Origin of the sequence: Pseudomonas sp. A-RE-19, from assembly GCF_019956555.1 — a bacterium.
Taxonomy (GTDB): Bacteria; Pseudomonadota; Gammaproteobacteria; order Pseudomonadales; family Pseudomonadaceae; genus Aquipseudomonas.
In genome coordinates, this window is the sequence record NZ_JAHBDQ010000005.1 from 79,025 (window position 1) to 93,860 (window position 14,836).

Sequence of the window (14,836 nt, forward strand, 5' to 3'; positions counted from 1 at the left end):
TTAACCATGACTTCACGCTGGACCACTGCAGTACTGGACACTGATCAACCCGGCGGCTGGGCCGTGGCGCGCAGCCCCGAAGGTTTTTTGTTCGATGACAATGGCGCGCTGTTTCCACGGGAATGGCTCAAGCGTCAGGACCTGTCGATTCTCGCCGAGCACGGCATCGGTCACCTGGATGGCGAACCGGTCTACCTGCTGGAGCTGCGCAGTCACAGCGAAGTGCCGGGCTGCAACTGGAAAGGCCTGCGGGCGTTCATGTTCGATGGCGATCACACCGTCTACAAGGTTCTCGGGTATGCCGCGCAAATCGGTACCTGGGCCCGTGAACACCGTTTTTGCGGCAACTGCGGGCAGGTGATGAGCCAGGTGCCGCGTGAGCGGGCGATGTACTGTGAACCGTGTGATCTACGCCACTATCCGCGCATTTCACCGAGCATGATCGTGCTGGTCACCCGCGGCGACGAGGTTCTGCTGGCCCGTTCGCCGCGGTTTGTCGCCGGGGTCTACAGCACGTTGGCGGGGTTTGCCGAGCCGGGTGAGTCGGCCGAAGACTGCCTGATTCGTGAGGTTCGAGAAGAGGTGCAGATCGAGGTCAAGAACATCCAGTACATGGGCAGTCAATGCTGGCCGTTCCCGCACTCGATGATGCTCGGTTTTCACGCCGAATATGCCGGGGGCGAGATTGTCTGTCAGGAAGACGAGATTGAAGATGCCCAGTGGTTCAACGTGCACGAGCTGCCGCCGTTGCCGGCGTCACGCTCGATTGCCCGTTATCTGATCGACGTCTATGTGGCGCGGCGCTTAGGCCACGCTGAACCAGTGCTGCCAGGCTAAGCGGACGGTCAGGCCGAGCACCACGGTGATGAACACCGGGCGAATGAATTTCGCACCGCCGCTGATGGCGGTGCGCGCGCCGAAGAAGGCGCCGACCATCACCGACAGGCCCATGCTCAGGCCGATGATCCAGTCCACCTGCCCGGAAAATATGAACACTGACAGCGCCACGATGTTGCTGACGAAGTTCATGCTGCGCGCCACGCCGCTGGCCTTGACCAGGTCGATGGGGTAGAGCAACAGGCTGCTGACGGTCCAGAACGCACCCGTTCCCGGGCCGGCCACGCCGTCGTAGAAGCCGAGGCTGAAGCCTTGGGTCGATTGCCACTTTTTCTTGATTGGCGCGTCGCTGTCCAGCGGCGCCTTCGGCGTGCCACCAAACAACAGATACAGGCCACAGGCGAAAACGATCACCGGCAGCATCTTGTTCAGCCATTCCGCCGGCAAGTATTGAGCGACCATGGCGCCAGTGAGTGCGCCGACCAACGTGCCAACGATGGCGTGCATCCATTGCCGAGGATGGAACAGCTTGCGCCGGTAGAAGGTGAAACTGGCGGTCGCCGAGCCGAAGGTCGAACTGAGTTTGTTGGTGCCCAGCACCAGGTGCGGTGGCAGGCCGGCGGTCAGCAGCGCCGGAGTGGTCAACAGGCCGCCACCGCCAGCGATGGCGTCGATGAAACCGGCAATGAAAGCGACGAGAGCCAGAACGGCCAGGGTAGTGAGGTCAACGCTGAGTTCGAAAGGCATGGAAGGGGCTTATTCGGCAGGGCGCAGAAGAGGGGCTGCGGGGAAGGCCGGTATCTTACCCATATCCAAACTCTGCGGCGACCGATCTGGCGTCTTCGCGGGCAAGCCTCGCTCCTACAGGGAATGTAATGTCTTTGTAGGAGCGAGGCTTGCCCGCGAAGGCGTCAGCCCCGACGACACATCACTTGCGCTCAGGTCCATTACCGATCTGCCACACAAACGGCGGTTCAGTCCCGTTAATCGCCCAATCCCCGACAATCCGCGCCTTGTAAATCACCGGATTGTGCGATGACACGGTCCGGGCATTGCGCCAATGGCGATCCAGCGATTTGCCTTCGCGAACATCCGAAGCGCCCAAGGCATTGAACAGCGCAGTGGTCGCCCGCTGGATCAACTCCGAAACCACCACCTGAGCCTTGGCCGATTCGATTTCCGCTGCCACATTCGCCGCGCGCTCCAGCGCTTCATCTCCCGAAAACCGCGCCAGATACGCCCTCTGTGCCGGTTGCGCAGCTTTCAACGCACTGGCTTCTGCGGCGTACACCCACGCGGTAATCTCACCCACCACTTGCTGCACTTGGGAATCTTCGCTGACCCGCTGCGCATTGCCGTGGCTATAGATGCGCTTGCGCTCGCGCACTTGATGCGCCACATCGCGCAACGCGGCGCGGCCAATCCCGGCTAGGGTCGCCAACAGCACCAATTGATAAAACGCCGTCTGGTACTTGAAGCGGGTGGCGAAGTCGATGATGTTCTCGGCGTCCACTTCAGCCTCGATAAACCGCGAAGTGCCGCTGCCCGTGGTGCGCTGACCGAAACCGTCCCAATCATCGCTCTGCACAATACCCGGTTGGCGTGTGCGGACGGCAGCGATCACATCGCCGCCGGTATCGCTGCGTTGGGCATAGACGTCGATCCAGTCAGAAAAAATGCTGCCGGTGCTGTAGAACTTCTCGCCATCGAGCCGCCATTGATCGCCGTGGGGCGAGACCTTGGTGATCACATCGCCAATCGCCACGCTGCCGATTTCGGTCCAGGCGCAACCGACGATGTCGCCTGCCACGAAGCGTTTGAACCAGACATCCCGGGCAGGCCCTGGCGCCGCGTTCAGACGATCCTCGGCAAAGGCGAAATGCCCGCGCAGGGCTTGGGGCACGTTGGAGTCGGCTTCGGCGAGCTCGATCAGCAGCTCGAACAACTGCGGCAGGGAGGCGCCGCCACCGCCGTATTCAACCGGCACCCGCACCGCGCCGAAGCCAGCGTCCTTGAGCCATTGAATGGGTTCATAAGGCAGACTGCGGCTTTGTTCGCGTTCGACGGCACCGGCGGCGATGCGCTGGAAGATCGGCCGAAAGCGCGCGGCCAGTGCTTCATAGTCGGTACCGGTGGACAGTGGGTTGATTACTTGATGTTCGGTCATGGGACAGCTCCTTGGAACGGCAGTGAGTACCATAGTCGATTGCACGGTCCATGCCGAAATCCATAGGCCTGTCATTGCGGGTTGGTACGTGGGTTGCCCCCACTGCAACTGTTGCCGCACCAACAGTGCATCAGCAAATTGCCCCGGGCACAGCCACTCTGTGGCGAGGGGGCTTGCTCCCGTTGGGTAGCGTAGCGGCCCCAAAAAAGGGACTGCTGCGCAGTCCAACGGGGGCAAGCCCCCTCGTCACAGTTCGCGCGCGCCTCAAGATTCAGCACTGGCACGGTTGCTGCTCTGGCCTCAGGACTACCCTGAAAACCCGAGGACATGCCAATGAGTCAGCAAGCCGTCAAATTTGCCTACTGGGTGCCGAACGTCAGCGGCGGGCTGGTGGTCAGCAAGATCGAGCAGCGCACCCACTGGGGCATCGATTACAACCGCAAACTGGCGCAACTGGCCGAAGAGGCGGGGTTCGAATATGCCCTGACCCAGATTCGTTTCACCGCCGGTTATGGCGCCGAGTTCCAGCATGAATCGGTTGCCTTCAGCCATGCGTTGCTGGCCGCCACCACCAAATTGAAAGTCATTGCGGCGATTCTGCCAGGGCCATGGCAACCGGCATTGGCGGCCAAGCAACTGGCGACCATTGATCAACTCACCAACGGCCGGGTGGCGGTCAACATTGTCAGTGGTTGGTTCAAAGGCGAGTTTCAGGCTATTGGCGAACACTGGCTGGAGCACGATGAGCGCTACCGCCGCTCCGAAGAGTTCATCCGTGCGCTCAAGGGCATCTGGACGCAGGACAACTTCACCTTTCGCGGCGACTTCTACCGCTTCGACAACTACAGCCTCAAACCCAAGCCGCTGGGCCAGCCGGAAGTCTTTCAGGGCGGCAGTTCCCGCGCGGCACGGGACATGGCGGCGCGAGTCTCGGACTGGTACTTCACCAACGGCAACACCCCCGAAGGCATCAAGGCCCAGGTCGATGACATTCGCACGAAAGCGGCCGCGAACAATCATCCGGTGAAGGTCGGGGTGAATGCTTTCGTCATCGCTCGCGACACCGAAGAGGAGGCGCGGGCGGTGCTGGCGCAGATCATCGATCAGGCCGACCCGCAAGCTGTGAACGCCTTTGGCGATGCAGCGAAACAGGCGGGCAGGGCGTCGCCCGAGGGCGAGGGCAACTGGGCCAAATCGACCTTTGAAGATCTGGTGCAGTACAACGATGGCTTCAAGACCAATCTGATCGGCACACCGCAGCAGATTGCCGAGCGGATCGTCGCATTGAAGGCGGTGGGCGTGGATTTGGTGCTGGCGGGGTTTCTGCACTTCCAGGAAGAGGTGGAATACTTCGGTAAACGAGTGCTGCCGTTGGTGCGGGAGCTGGAGGCCAAAGCTCAGCTGAAGCAGACCGCTGCAGTAGCCTGATTGCACACGGCCCCTGTAGGAGCTGCCGAAGGCTGCGATCTTTTGATGTTGCCTTTTTAAGATCAAAAGATCGCAGCCTTCGGCAGCTCCTACAGGGGATTGAGGTTACAGACCCAAGTCGGACAAGCCCGGGTGATCATCCGGCCGACGACCCAGCGGCCAGTGGAACTTGCGGTCGCTTTCCTTGATCGGCATGTCGTTGATGCAAGCGTAACGATTGAACATCAAGCCGTTTTCATCGAACTCCCAGTTCTCGTTACCGTAGGAGCGGAACCAGTTGCCCGAGTCGTCGTGCCATTCGTAGGCGTAACGCACGGCGATACGGTTGTCGCCATAGGCCCAGAGTTCCTTGATCAGCCGGTAATCCAGTTCCTTGGCCCATTTGCGGGTCAGGAAAGCTTTGGCTTCTTCGCGGTTGTGGGCGAACTCGGCGCGGTTACGCCATTGGGTGTTCAGGGTATAGGCCAGGGACACCCGTTCCGGGTCACGGGAGTTCCAGCCGTCTTCGGCCAGGCGAACTTTTTCGATGGCCGATTCACGGGTAAACGGCGGTAATGGCGGACGAACTTCGGCAGTAGACATATCAAGTCTCCCTATCAAATTAACGTTCTGGCAAGTTGTCGGGCTTGTTAAAAGTGTTACAGGTCCAATAACTTTCGCGCCATGCATTGCGCATTATCGGCGGCACTGTGATCACCCATCACAAGCGCTACGGTAATGGCACCGTCGATCAGGATCAGCAGCTGTTTGGCCAGCGTCTCCGGGTCTTTTGCGCCATATTCGGTACAGAGCTCGCGCACGTAGTCGAGCAGCTTCTGTTTGTGGTCTTTGGCGACCAGGCGAACCGGGTCTTGCGGGTCGCCGGTTTCGCCGCTGGTGTTAATGAATGCGCAGCCGCGAAAGCCTTCGGAGGCGAACCAGGCCTTGAGCACGGTAAACAGGTTGAGCAGCCTGTCGGCCGGGGTTTGGGCCTTGCCGACTTCCGTTCGGTACCAATGCATCCAGCGCACATCGCGGCGTTGCAAGGCCGCGACGGTGAGCTCCTCCTTGTTGGCGAAGTAGCGGTAAATACTTTTTCTGGAGACGCCGGCGGTTTTCACCAGGAGATCCATGCCGGTGGCGGCGATGCCACTTTTGTAGATCAACTTTTCGGTGACATCCAGAATGATGTCGCGTGTGTCGTTGCTAGTGATTTCGTTCATGTGGCCAACAGTAGAATGATCGTTCTCCTTGGTCAAGAAGTTATTTGTGTTGACCGTGAAATTGCCATCGTGAGCAGGCTCGCTCCCACATTTGAAATGCATTCCCCTGTGGGAGCGAGCCTGCTCGCGATAGGATCTTTACAGACACTAACAAGACCCAAACCCATCCATGGTGTAAGCTCTCGGGTTCTTCGGATTCGACCCTTTTGCGAGCCCTATGCCGTCGCTTTTCAAACGCTCTCTGCTGCCTAAACTGCGCAGTTTTCCGCTGACCGCCGATGCCGTCACCATCCTCTCTGGCGCCGCCGAGTTTCGTCGTTGCCTGCTGGAACAAATCGCTCAGGCCACCCAGCGCATCTATATCGTCGCGTTGTACCTGCAAGAGGACGAAGCCGGGCAGGAAATCCTCGATGCCCTGCACGCCGCCAAACGGGCGCGCCCGGAACTGGACGTGGTGGTGGTCGTGGACTGGCTGCGCGCCCAGCGCGGTTTGATCGGTGCCGGCAAACAGCCGGGCAACGCCGCCTGGTATCAGGAAGCGACCCGCACCCACGAAAGCGTTGTGCCGGTGTACGGCGTGCCGGTGCAAACCCGCGAGCTGTTCGGCGTGCTGCATTTGAAAGGCTTCGTGATCGACGATTGTGTGCTCTACAGCGGCGCGAGCCTGAACAACGTTTACCTGCACAGATTCGACAAGTACCGCTTCGACCGTTATCACCTGCTGCAGAACCACGCGCTGGCCGACTCGATGCAGCACCTGATTCAGCATGGCCTGATCGCCTCCAAAGCGGTGCATCGCCTCGACCTGCCGAACCTGCCGACCACCCGCAGCTTGCGCAGCGACATCGGCGACCTGCGCAGCCGTCTCAAGCACGCGGCGTACGACACCACCGCAGGCAGCACAGTGAAGGACGGTTTATCCGTCAGCCCCTTGCTCGGTGTGGGCAAGAACAACCCGTTGAGTCGGGTAATCTGCGAGCTGATCGCCAGCGCCCGGCATCAGCTGACCATCTGCACGCCGTACTTCAACCTGCCGCTGGCAGTGACCCGGGAAATCAACCGGGCGCTGGCGCGGGGCGTGAAAATCGACATCATCGTCGGCGACAAGACAGCCAACGATTTCTACATTCCGCCCAGCGAGCCGTTCAAGGTGATTGCGGCGCTGCCATACCTTTACGAGATCAGCCTGCGACGCTTCGCCAAGCGCCATCAGCGCAGCATCGACAGCGGCAAGTTGAACCTGCATTTGTGGAAGGATGGCGACAACACCTATCACCTCAAGGGCATGTGGATCGACCAGCGCTATACCTTGCTGACCGGCAACAACCTCAACCCGCGTGCGTTCCGTCTCGATCTGGAAAATGCGTTGCTGATCGATGATCCGAAAGGTGAGTTGCTGGAGCCTCGCGGCAATGAGCTGACGGAGATTTTCCGGCACACCCGCCGCATTGAGCGTTATCAGGAACTGGAAACGCTGCCGGATTACCCGGCGGGGGTGGCCAAGTTTCTCAAGCGTGTGAGTCGGGTACGGATCGAGCGGTTGTTGTATCGGATTTTGTAAGGGGTAACACGGCGGGGCGGGTGTGGTGCCTGCCCAAATGCCATCGCGAGCAGGCTCGCTCCCACATTGGAATTGTGATCGACACAAATCCCCTGTGGGAGCGAGCCTGCTCGCGATGGGTATAGCGCAGACGCCACAAAACTCAATTCAACCCCAACTTCCCCCGCAACATCGACAAATCCTCAGCCAACGTATTCACCGGCCCCACCAGCCTCTTGCGGTCACTGTCCTTCACCTTGTCATACGTCTCAAAACCACCGTCCGTGGTTTTGTACTTGGCCAGCGTCTTGTTCACCGTGGCGAAGTTCTTGTCGACCTTGGCCATGAACACAGCATCCTGTTTCTCGATCTGCGGACGGAACAGGTCGACGATTTTCTTCGCGCCGTCGATGTTGCCCTGGAAGTCATAAAGGTCGGTGTGGCTGTAGCGATCTTCCTCCCCGGAGATCTTGGTGGCGGCCACTTCTTCAAGCAACGCGGCGGCACCGCCGACGACTTTTTCCGGTGGGAAGGTCAGGCCGGCGACCCGGGTTTGCAGGTCTTTCACGTCTTTGTTCAAGCCGTCGGCCAACTCGTCCAGGCCCTTGGTGCTGTTCTCCGAGAACAGTGAATATTCGAGGCGGTGGAAACCGGTGAAATCTTCGGCCTTCACACCTTTTTCGTGGTCGTCGACCCGAGAGTCGATGGACGCATCGAGGTCACTGAACAGCTCGGCAATCGGTTCGATGGATTCGTAGTAAACCCGGGTCGGCGCGTAGAGTTTTTTTGCGCTGGCCAGGTCGCCTTTTTTCACCGCATCGGTGAACTGCCGGGTGTGGCTGGCCAGTTCATCCAGTTGCTCGGTGACGTAAATCTTGTAGTCCGAGATCGGCCCCACCAACTCCAGCGGCGCCGTCGCCGCAAACGCCGAAAGCGGGATATTGAGCAAACCAAGGGTCAGCAGTAACGCGAGGGGCGATTTTTTCATGGGACGGTTCCGTGAGGTTATCGAGGGTCAGACTGAGGCTTTGGGGTGTGTGGCGTTGAGCAGCGAGCGACCGATGAAATCCTGGTCGCCGGTGACGCCCGGCAAGGTGAAGAAGTACCCGCCGCCGACTGGCTTGAGGTATTCCTCCAACGGCTCGCCATTGAGTCGGGTCTGCACGGTGATGAAGCCTTTTTGCAGGTCCGCCTGGTAACAGATGAACAGCAAACCCATGTCCAGCTGCCCGTTCTTGTTCACGCCGTTGGAGTAGTTGAACGGCCGGCGCAGGATCAGGTTGGCCTGGGTCGCGGCGGTGCGCGGGTTGGCCAGGCGGATGTGGGCGTCGAGTCTGGTCAGCTTGCCTTGCGGGTCCTTGGCATAGTCCGGGACTTGAGATTCATGCTCGCCCCCCATGGGCGCGCCGGTGCTCTTGACCCGGCCGAGGATGCTTTCCTGTTCTTGCAGCGGCGTGCGGTCCCAGCGTTCGACGAAGTTGCGGATGATCCGCACGGCTTGATAGCTGCCGTTGACCGTCCAGGCCGGTTCGTCGCTGCCGGGCTGCACCCAGACGATGCTGTCCATGGCCTTGGCATCGTTGGAATCGGGGTTGGCCGAGCCGTCGCGAAAACCCAGAAAGTTGCGCGCGCTTTGCGCCGGTACACCGGGTTTCGCCGGGGCTTGCGGCGGCACGCTGCCTTCCTGTTTCCAGCGCACCAGCAACAGGTCCGGCAGGTTTTTCACGATGTCGCGCAGGGCATGGATATTGGTGTCGGCGGTGTTGGAGCAGAACTGCAAGCTCAGGTCGCCGTGGCAGCAATCGGCTTGCAGCGCATCGTTGGGAAAACCGACCATGCGCATCAGCCGCTTCGGCTTGGCGTCGGCCAGACCGAAGCGTTCGTCGAACAGCGACTCGCCTACCGACACGGTGATGGTCAGGTTGTCCGGCGTCACCACCGGGCCAAGAATTCCCGAGTCCAGCGGCGGCAGTTTCGGATCGACCTGCGCCACCGGGCCGCCCTGCATCAGGAACGCGATGCGTGCGTTGAGCGTGCGAAACAGCCGCTCCAGATCTTCACGGTCGCTGGCCAGCACGTCGAACGACACCAGCATGCCCGACGCCGGGCGTGGGGTGACGATGCCGGTCTGGTGCTTGCCGTGGAACGCGTGGCGGTCCTCGGTCTTGTCGCTGCTCGGTGCTTCGGTGACTTGCGCGGGGCTCGCGGCCATGGCCGGGCAGCTCAAGGCAGAACCGGCTAATGCCACACCGGCGGCGCCCATGCCCATCAATATGCGACGGCGCTGCGCTGAAAACTGTTCTGAGTCGTTCATGTGAAAGTGGTCTTCTGCTTACAGGCCGGAAAGGCCAAGGGCGGGATCGATTCCATCGAGTGCGTCGGCCAGAGTCTTGGCCTTGTCGGTGATGTGCTTGCGTTGCTCGGGGCTGACGGTGTCGTAGCTGGCGTAGCCATCCTTGACCTTGAAGCCATTGAGTTCGGCATCGAAAGCCGTGATCGCGCTGTCGATTGTCGGCAGCAGTTCGGCGGCGGATTTGCTCAATAACGGCCGCAACAGGTCGACGACTTTGCGGGTCGCGTCGAGGTTGGCGGCAAAGCCGTTCAGATCGGTGTGGCTGTAGCGTTCCTCTTCACCGCTGCCGGCGCGTACATCGGCGAGGCTGTTGAGGTTGCGCACCAGAACGCTCACCAGTTGCTCCGGTGGCAGCGACTGGGCCAGCAGTTGCTGTTTGAGGGCGGTGACATCGCTGATCAAGCGCTGGGCGACAGGCGTCAAACCATCGAGGTTACGTTGCTGGAACAGCGCGTATTCAAGACGGTGGAAGCCAACGAAACCCGGATCCTGCTCGCGCTTGTCGAAGTAATCGGCGCGGGCATTGATTGCGTTGTCCAGTTCCGCCAGGCGCTGGGCCGCGGGCGCCAACCGTTGATAGGCCGCGCGCGCCGGCACATACAAGGCTTGTGCCTGGCTCAGGTCGCCGGCTTCGATCGCTTGCCCGAGGGCGGTGACGGCTTTGATCAGCGTGTTGCTTTGGCTGTTCAGGTAGACACGGAACTCCGACAGCGGACCAATGAACGCCACCATCGATGGACGCGCTTTGGCAGCCGCATTGGAAGCGGCAGTCGGAGTGACATGCAAGGTGCCGCGCGGATTGCTCAGCAGGCCACAGGTGATTGCATAGTCACCGGGCAGCAGGTTGGCGTTGATCACCTGGCTCAGGCCGGGCGCGATGTTCTCCCGTTCTTCGAGCACCAGAACTCCGTCGAGGATTTCCCATTCGACAGCACGGTCCGAGCGGTTGACGATGCGGAAACTGGCGCGACCGGCCGGGACGGTCAGTGCATTCGGCTCGCAACTGTGCGGGTGGATGGTCACGACCACTTCGTCATGGTTGGTCTGGCGCTTGGCCGACGCCATGTTCGAGGCGTAGTAGAACAGGCCGCCGGCGGCGATCATTACGATCACCGAACCGGCCACCGCCCAGCGCAAGGCGCGGGGAGGGGAAGCCACTGGAGGAACAGGCGTTGACATGAAGGCCCTTACTGGCTGGAAACGGAAGAGGGTGTTTGAGCGGGTGCGGCCGCCGGAAGAAAAAACATCACCAGCGCCACCAGCAGATAAATCAGATACGCCCCGAGGGTGCTGACGGTCGGTGCGTCCTGATACCCGAACATGCCAGCCAGCACCGAGCCCAACGGGCCATCCATTGGCAGCGTGACGCTGAAGTCGAAGAGCACGGTTTGCAGGTGATTCCACACGCCGGCTTCATGCAGGGCTTGTACTGAATTGGCGAGAATCCCGGCGGCCACCACCAGGATGAACAGACCGGTCCAGCGAAAGAACGCGCCGAGGTTCAGGCGCATGCTGCCGCTATAGATGAGAAAACCGATGATGATCGCCAGGATCAAACCGAGCAGGGCACCGATCGGTGCCGCCGGGCCTTCGCTTTGCTGGAACACCGCGAGCAGAAAGAACACCGTTTCCAGGCCTTCCCGGGCCACGGCGAAAAACACCATGGCGATCAGCGCGGTGACCTGGTGTTTGGAACCGGTCAACGCATGATCGAGGGAGGCGTGCAGCGAATGCTTGATCGAACGCGCCACCTTGCGCATCCAGAACACCATGGAACTGAGGATGCCGACGGCCACCAGACCGACGACGCCTTCAAACAGTTCTTGTTGCTTTTGCGGGAATTCGGCGCTGACCATTTCCAGGCCACCGCCCACCAGCAGGGCCAAAGCGACGGCGAGGAATACGCCGATCCATACGGCAGGCATCCATTGACCGCGACCGGTCTGCTTGAGGTAGCTGGCGATGATGCCAACGATCAGCGCGGCTTCAATGCCTTCGCGCAGCATGATCAGAAAAGGAACGAGCATTCAGCACCGGAGGGGAACTAGATAGGGTGCTAAGTTGTAGCATAATGACACTCATTCGCATATGTAAGGCATTGGTATTTAGCTGAACCTAAGCTGAACAACCCTCGAGTTCATGGTAAGCACCTTTTTGAGACCGACACCCATCTAATGTGGGAGCGGGCTTGCTCGCGAAAGCGGTGTGTCAGACGACATCAATGTTGACTGTTATGGCCCCTTCGCGAGCAAGCCCGCTCCCACAGGGATCTGCGCCGGGTTAATGGCTGCGCTAATATGCCCACCACTTAAACAAGAACAAGGCTCGCCACGGTCAATGTCGGAAAAAGACACCATCTCCATTCAACTGGTGCGTGAAGCGCTGTTGCAAAGTTGCGCCCCGGGCGCTGCCACCGAAGAGGTGTTGAACAAGGTCGGCATCGATCCGACGCTGCTGGATACCTCCGACGCCCGTGTCCCGGCCACCGCCTATGCGCGGTTGTGGCGCTTGCTGGCCCGGCGCGAAGACGATGAGTTTTTTGGCATGGACCCGCGCAAGCTCAAGTCCGGCAGCCTGGAGTTTCTGTGTCGTTGCTCGATGGTTCAGCCGAGCCTGGCCGCCGGGTTGACTTCGGGCCTGAGCTTTCTGTCGTTGATGCTCGAACACCTGCCCGCGCAACTGGTTCGTCAGCAAAGCCTGGCGGAAATCGTCCTGCTGGAGGACGACGAAGAGCCGCGTCGTGCCTTCACCTACTTCACTTACTGGATGATCGTGCACGGCGTGGCCTGCTGGCTGGCGGGGCGGCGGATTCCGATCCTGGCCATCGAGTTGCGCTGCTCGGCGCCGGACTTTTGCGATGACTACCGGGTGATGTTCTCCGAGAACCTGCGGTTCGACCGGCCGCGCACGCGGATGATTTTCTCGGCCGATTGCCTGGATTTGCCGATCAAGCGCAGCCCTGAAGAGCTCAAGCGATTCCTCGCTCATGCGCCGGCAAACATTCTGGTCAAGTATCGCGACCCCGAGAGCCTGGCCAGCCGGATCAAACACGATCTGCGGCAACTGCCTGCCGAGCATTGGCCGGAAACCGAGGCGCTGGCGCAGCAACTGTGCATGTCGGCCTCGACCCTGCGCCGACGCCTTGCCGAAGAGGGCCAGACGTATCAGGGGCTCAAGGACAGCGTGCGCAAGGAGTTGGCCATCGTCTGGCTGGCCGAACCGACCATCAGCTTTGCCGAAATCGCCACCCGCTTGGGGTTTGCCGATGCGAGTTCGTTCTACAAGGCGTTTCGCAAGTGGTCGGGGTCTAATCCGGGGCATTATCGGAGTTTGATTCTTAACGAGGCCGACTGATCCGAGGTCTCTGTCGTCGGGAAGGATGCCATCGCGAGCAGGCTCGCTCCCACATTGGATCTGCGGTTTGAACTCTCTCTATGCCACACCCAAATCCCTGTGGGAGCGAGCCTGCTCGCGATGAGGCCCTCTCAGGCACCGCACCGCTGAACCTTGGCCAAACCAGTCACACAACTTGATAACTTTGACCATTGTCCCGCTCCCCGCGCAGAGCGAGTATTTCCCTGTTGATTACGGTTCCCCCAACCTAATAAAAACACAGAGGGATTCTGGCAATGCGCGATTACCTGTCTGCCACTTCACAGTTCAATTATCAGCACACCGTCGATGCCGCGCTCACCGGGTCGTTGAGCGCGCTCAACGCCTGCGTCGAATGTTGCGACCGGCATGCCTTGCCGGGGCGCATCGCGCTGTTCTGGGAAGGCCGCGATGGCGCCAGCGCGACCTACACCTTCAGCGACTTGCAGGACAAAGCCGCGCGGTTTGCCAATTTCCTGCTGGCCCAGGGCGTGAAGAAGGGCGATAAAGTCGCCGGCCTCTTGCCCCGCAATATCGAATTACTGATCACTGTGTTCGCCACCTGGCGCATCGGCGCGGTCTATCAGCCGCTGTTCACGGCTTTCGGCCCCAAAGCCATCGAACATCGCCTCAACAGCTCCGGCGCCGCCGTCGTGGTGACCGATGCGGTCAATCGCCCGAAACTCGCTGAAGTAGCCGACTGCCCGACCATCGTCACCGTTGGCGGCCCCAAAGGGCAGGGCATCGTGCGTGGCGATTTCAGTTTCTGGGCCGAACTGGCCAATTATTCTTCCGAGTGCGAACCGGTATTGCTGACCGGCGAAGACCCGTTCCTGCTGATGTTCACCTCGGGCACCACCGGCCCGTCGAAAGCGCTGTCGGTGCCGCTCAAGGCTATCGTCGCGTTCCAGAGTTACACCCGTGACGCGGTGGACCTGCGTCCCGAAGACGCGTTCTGGAACGTCGCCGATCCGGGCTGGGCCTACGGCATTTATTTCGGTGTCACCGGGCCGATGTCGATGGGGCATCCGATTACTTTTTACGATGGCCCGTTCACCCTCGAAAGCACCTGCCGGGTGATCAACAAATACGGGATCACCAACCTCACTGGTTCACCGACGGCCTACCGCCTGCTGATTGCCGGTGGCGATGAATTCGCCCGTTCGATCAAGGGCAAGCTGCGCATCGTCAGCAGCGCCGGCGAGCCGCTGAACCCGGAAGTGATCCGCTGGTTCGCCGATAACCTCGGCGTGGTGATTCATGACCATTACGGGCAGACCGAGCTGGGCATGGTCCTGTGCAATCACCATGGTCTGGAGCATCCGATCCACATGGGAGCAGCCGGTTTTGCTTCGCCGGGCCACCGCATCGTGGTGCTCGACGACGAATACCAAGAACTGGGCGTCGGCCAGCCAGGCATTCTGGCCATCGACCGCACCCAGTCGCCGATGTGCTGGTTTGGCGGCTACGAAGGTGCGCCGACCAAGGCCTTCGTCGGCAACTATTACCTGAGCGGCGATACCGTGGAGTGGAACCCGGACGGCAGCATCAGCTTCGTCGGCCGCAGCGATGACGTGATTACCACCTCCGGCTACCGCGTCGGCCCGTTCGACGTCGAAAGCGCGCTGATCGAACACCCGGCGGTGGTCGAAGCCGCGGTGATCGGCAAACCCGATCCGGAGCGCACCGAGCTGGTGAAAGCCTTCGTCGTGCTCAGCCCGCAATACCGTGCCGAACCTGCGCTCGCCGAAGAGCTGCGCCAACACGTGCGCAAGCGTCTGGCGGCGCACGCGTACCCCCGTGAAATCGAATTTGTCAGCGAGTTGCCGAAAACCCCAAGCGGCAAATTGCAGCGCTTTATCTTGCGCAACCAGGAAATCGCCAAGGCTCAAGAGGCCGCCGCGAAGAACGTTTCAGCTTGAATCCAAGGAAACAAT

The 14,836-nt window shown here is 60.5% G+C and carries 13 protein-coding genes; 5 read left to right on the forward strand and 8 right to left on the reverse strand.

Annotated elements, in window-relative coordinates:
- Positions 1-6: 6 nt before the first annotated feature.
- Positions 7-837: an NAD(+) diphosphatase gene (gene nudC, locus KGB14_RS04230; RefSeq protein WP_223484230.1), complete on the forward strand. Its 831-nt coding sequence runs from the start codon at positions 7-9 to the stop codon at positions 835-837.
- On the opposite strand, the gene KGB14_RS04235 is transcribed toward nudC, so the two are convergent.
- Both KGB14_RS04235 and KGB14_RS04240 read right to left on the reverse strand, forming a co-directional pair.
- Positions 805-1,584 carry a TSUP family transporter gene (locus KGB14_RS04235; protein WP_223484231.1) on the reverse strand — a complete coding sequence of 260 codons (780 nt, stop codon included), beginning with the start codon at positions 1,582-1,584 and terminating at the stop codon, positions 805-807. The genes nudC and KGB14_RS04235 overlap by 33 nt on opposite strands.
- A 181-nt stretch (positions 1,585-1,765) precedes the next feature.
- Positions 1,766-3,004, reverse strand: coding sequence for an acyl-CoA dehydrogenase family protein (locus KGB14_RS04240; protein ID WP_223484232.1), 1,239 nt, complete (start codon positions 3,002-3,004; stop codon positions 1,766-1,768).
- Positions 3,005-3,337: 333 nt separating this feature from the next.
- Between KGB14_RS04240 and sfnG the strand changes: the two genes are divergently transcribed.
- Positions 3,338-4,432, forward strand: a complete 1,095-nt coding sequence (gene sfnG, locus KGB14_RS04245; RefSeq protein WP_411740769.1) for a dimethylsulfone monooxygenase SfnG — start codon at positions 3,338-3,340, stop codon at positions 4,430-4,432.
- 105 nt (positions 4,433-4,537) lie between these two features.
- Here sfnG and KGB14_RS04250 read toward each other — a convergent pair whose 3' ends face one another.
- The gene (locus tag KGB14_RS04250; RefSeq protein WP_123361208.1) at positions 4,538-5,014 is read right to left on the reverse strand and encodes a DUF1348 family protein; all 477 of its coding nucleotides are present in this window, start codon (positions 5,012-5,014) and stop codon (positions 4,538-4,540) included.
- A 56-nt stretch (positions 5,015-5,070) separates the two neighbouring features.
- Complete coding sequence (locus tag KGB14_RS04255; protein WP_223484234.1) at positions 5,071-5,634, reverse strand: TetR/AcrR family transcriptional regulator; 564 nt, start codon at positions 5,632-5,634, stop codon at positions 5,071-5,073.
- Between the two features lie 217 nt (positions 5,635-5,851).
- Here KGB14_RS04255 and pssA point away from each other — a divergent pair, with 217 nt between their 5' ends.
- Positions 5,852-7,195: a CDP-diacylglycerol--serine O-phosphatidyltransferase gene (gene pssA, locus KGB14_RS04260; RefSeq protein WP_223484235.1), complete on the forward strand. Its 1,344-nt coding sequence runs from the start codon at positions 5,852-5,854 to the stop codon at positions 7,193-7,195.
- Positions 7,196-7,337: 142 nt separating this feature from the next.
- Here the strand turns inward: pssA and efeO (KGB14_RS04265) are convergent, their stop codons facing one another.
- From efeO (KGB14_RS04265) to efeU, 4 genes are read right to left on the reverse strand one after another with little or no spacing between them, the layout of a single operon-like run.
- Positions 7,338-8,162: an iron uptake system protein EfeO gene (gene efeO, locus KGB14_RS04265; RefSeq protein WP_223484236.1), complete on the reverse strand. Its 825-nt coding sequence runs from the start codon at positions 8,160-8,162 to the stop codon at positions 7,338-7,340.
- A gap of 27 nt (positions 8,163-8,189) precedes the next feature.
- Positions 8,190-9,488, reverse strand: coding sequence for an iron uptake transporter deferrochelatase/peroxidase subunit (gene efeB / locus KGB14_RS04270; protein WP_223484237.1), 1,299 nt, complete (start codon positions 9,486-9,488; stop codon positions 8,190-8,192).
- A gap of 18 nt (positions 9,489-9,506) precedes the next feature.
- On the reverse strand, positions 9,507-10,706 hold the full coding sequence (gene efeO, locus KGB14_RS04275) for an iron uptake system protein EfeO (RefSeq protein ID WP_223484238.1): 1,200 nt from the start codon (positions 10,704-10,706) through the stop codon (positions 9,507-9,509).
- 8 nt (positions 10,707-10,714) lie between these two features.
- On the reverse strand, positions 10,715-11,554 hold the full coding sequence (gene efeU, locus KGB14_RS04280) for an iron uptake transporter permease EfeU (protein ID WP_223484239.1): 840 nt from the start codon (positions 11,552-11,554) through the stop codon (positions 10,715-10,717).
- A 310-nt stretch (positions 11,555-11,864) separates the two neighbouring features.
- On the opposite strand from efeU, the gene KGB14_RS04285 reads away from it, so the two are divergent.
- Together KGB14_RS04285 and KGB14_RS04290 are read left to right on the forward strand one after the other, a co-directional pair.
- Positions 11,865-12,881: an AraC family transcriptional regulator gene (locus tag KGB14_RS04285; RefSeq protein ID WP_223484240.1), complete on the forward strand. Its 1,017-nt coding sequence runs from the start codon at positions 11,865-11,867 to the stop codon at positions 12,879-12,881.
- Between the two features lie 275 nt (positions 12,882-13,156).
- A complete protein-coding gene (locus tag KGB14_RS04290; RefSeq protein ID WP_223484241.1) occupies positions 13,157-14,821 on the forward strand; it encodes an AMP-binding protein in 1,665 nt (554 codons plus the stop codon).
- Positions 14,822-14,836: the final 15 nt, after the last annotated feature.

Coding starts and splice junctions, on each gene's coding strand:
- nudC (WP_223484230.1), top strand. CDS start 7: ATGACTTCACGCTGGACCACTGCAGTACTGGACACTGATCAACCCGGC.
- KGB14_RS04235 (WP_223484231.1), bottom strand. CDS start 1,584: ATGCCTTTCGAACTCAGCGTTGACCTCACTACCCTGGCCGTTCTGGCT.
- KGB14_RS04240 (WP_223484232.1), bottom strand. CDS start 3,004: ATGACCGAACATCAAGTAATCAACCCACTGTCCACCGGTACCGACTAT.
- sfnG (WP_411740769.1), top strand. CDS start 3,338: ATGAGTCAGCAAGCCGTCAAATTTGCCTACTGGGTGCCGAACGTCAGC.
- KGB14_RS04250 (WP_123361208.1), bottom strand. CDS start 5,014: ATGTCTACTGCCGAAGTTCGTCCGCCATTACCGCCGTTTACCCGTGAA.
- KGB14_RS04255 (WP_223484234.1), bottom strand. CDS start 5,634: ATGAACGAAATCACTAGCAACGACACACGCGACATCATTCTGGATGTC.
- pssA (WP_223484235.1), top strand. CDS start 5,852: ATGCCGTCGCTTTTCAAACGCTCTCTGCTGCCTAAACTGCGCAGTTTT.
- efeO (WP_223484236.1), bottom strand. CDS start 8,162: ATGAAAAAATCGCCCCTCGCGTTACTGCTGACCCTTGGTTTGCTCAAT.
- efeB (WP_223484237.1), bottom strand. CDS start 9,488: ATGAACGACTCAGAACAGTTTTCAGCGCAGCGCCGTCGCATATTGATG.
- efeO (WP_223484238.1), bottom strand. CDS start 10,706: ATGTCAACGCCTGTTCCTCCAGTGGCTTCCCCTCCCCGCGCCTTGCGC.
- efeU (WP_223484239.1), bottom strand. CDS start 11,554: ATGCTCGTTCCTTTTCTGATCATGCTGCGCGAAGGCATTGAAGCCGCG.
- KGB14_RS04285 (WP_223484240.1), top strand. CDS start 11,865: ATGTCGGAAAAAGACACCATCTCCATTCAACTGGTGCGTGAAGCGCTG.
- KGB14_RS04290 (WP_223484241.1), top strand. CDS start 13,157: ATGCGCGATTACCTGTCTGCCACTTCACAGTTCAATTATCAGCACACC.